This is a genomic window from Moorena sp. SIO3I6 (genome assembly GCF_010672095.1).
This window is the reverse complement of record NZ_JAAHHU010001020.1, coordinates 1-1,783: the sequence shown is the minus strand read 5'-3', so window position 1 is coordinate 1,783 and position 1,783 is coordinate 1. Positions and strand designations below refer to the sequence as shown.

General features: G+C 43.2%; 2 protein-coding genes. Both read right to left on the bottom strand.

The genetic code is table 11. From position 1 onward, the window contains the following. A partial coding sequence (locus F6K49_RS45610) for a Rab family GTPase (RefSeq protein WP_293108861.1) occupies positions 1-293 on the bottom strand: 293 nt, incomplete at its 3' end. A gap of 291 nt (positions 294-584) precedes the next feature. Continuing rightward, positions 585-1,783: OmpA family protein (locus F6K49_RS45605; RefSeq protein ID WP_293108858.1), on the bottom strand; the 1,199-nt coding region annotated here is incomplete at its 5' end.

The window sequence follows — 1,783 nt, the reverse complement described above, 5'->3', positions numbered from 1 at the left end:
GTTTCCATGCGAGTTACATCAGCAACAATAATTGCACCCTGAGCCCCTTTTAAATATGTTGGTGAAATTCCCTTAAATTTAGTATGACCTTCTAAATCCCAAATCATCAATTTTAGATTCAGCAGTTCTGATCGGGTGTCATCCTTAAATTTTAGGATTTTGCGGGAAATTTTCACTCCAACTGTTGAAAGATATTGGTCGCTAAACACACCCTCCACAAATCGGCGGATTAGGCTAGTTTTGCCCACACCAAAGTCTCCAACTAGGCAAATTTTTCGATCAATAGTGGACATTGTTACTGGTTGCTGACAACTGCTTTGAACTCTCCAATGGATAAATCACGGGGGATTGTAAACGGTTGTTACAAGATGGGCATGGAGCCAAATCTGAACAGGTTTACGGTATGATTTATTCAGCGGACTTGAATACCTATTGCTCACCGACCGTATGTTCCCAGACAGCAGTATAGTTTTAGCATTAGTGATCTATTGCAGTAGTTGGCTCACCTCCTGATTCCAGATTTAATAAACAAAGGAATAAAGTCCATAACTTGTTGTTATCTCCTGGCTCAACCAAAGGCGCTTTCAATTGGGTTTCTCGGTAAACTGATCAAATACGACACATCGATTTAACCATAGCGGTTGACTAGCATCAACATCTGGCGGTCCTTTGCCAACCCCACGAACTTCCAGTCGATTGGGATCAATGCCTTGCTGAACAAGCACATCTTTTACCTTTTGGGCTCGTTGTTGTGCTAATCCCTGATTTTCGGTAAGTTTATCCCTAGGATCGGCGTAGCCGATTATCCTCAGGTGCTTTTGAGGATAGCGCTCCAGGAATTCCTTAATTAATCGAATTTTAGTGCCTATATCCTCTGGTTTCAACTTGGCTGAACCAAGATCAAAGTAGATCCGGCTGGTAAGGTCTAATCCTTGAAGTTGTAAATTGTTCTCGACCGACTTGACACCAGGAATGTTCTCAAAGGCTTGGATAATCTTAGGAAAATCCTGAGCATAAAGTACGGCTCCGTTTACTGTCACCCTGCCTTGTGTATAGTAGGCTAAAATTACTACCCCATCCATTTGATTCAAGGTGTTGCTCACCCGTTGGACTTGAGCTTTGGTTAACTCATGAGTATAGGGGAGTTCGATCACCTCAATTTGATTATCCAACTGTAATTTAGGAACCGCAGCTTTGGCAATTTGCTCGACGTTTGAGCGCAGAGCCTGATTTGGTAGCTGTCCAGCTAGCTTAAGTCTCTGGGCATTGGCTTTAACTGTTAAAGCATAATCAGCCACTTCTGGGGCATAATAGGCGAGGGCAAGTTGAGTTTTTTGCTCAATGCGACGGTTTATTCTAGCCCTATGCTGATAAATTCCCCCAAATACAGCGATTAAACCCAGAAGCCCCAAGCCAAGCACCAATAAGCCTGGCGGTTTCTTGCCTTTTTTCGGATTTTCCTGAGTATCACGAAGTCCTTCACTAACGGATTGATCTAATAAATTTTGTAAAATTTCCTTGACTCCCACCGGGATAGTTGTAATATCCCCATCAAAAGACCTGATCGGTTTACCATAATGGGTAATAATAGTTTCTAGGCTTTCCCGCAACTGATTAATGAACTGGTGGGTGGGTTCCCCTTGAACTACCACTGCTAGGTAGCAGTATCCCTCTACTTCCAGGATGATCTTGGATGTACCATAGTCAATAGCATCGATTTCTGCCACATCCCCAGACTGAGCGATACAGTCATTGACAAAGCTACGGATAGCGGTGAGCATCC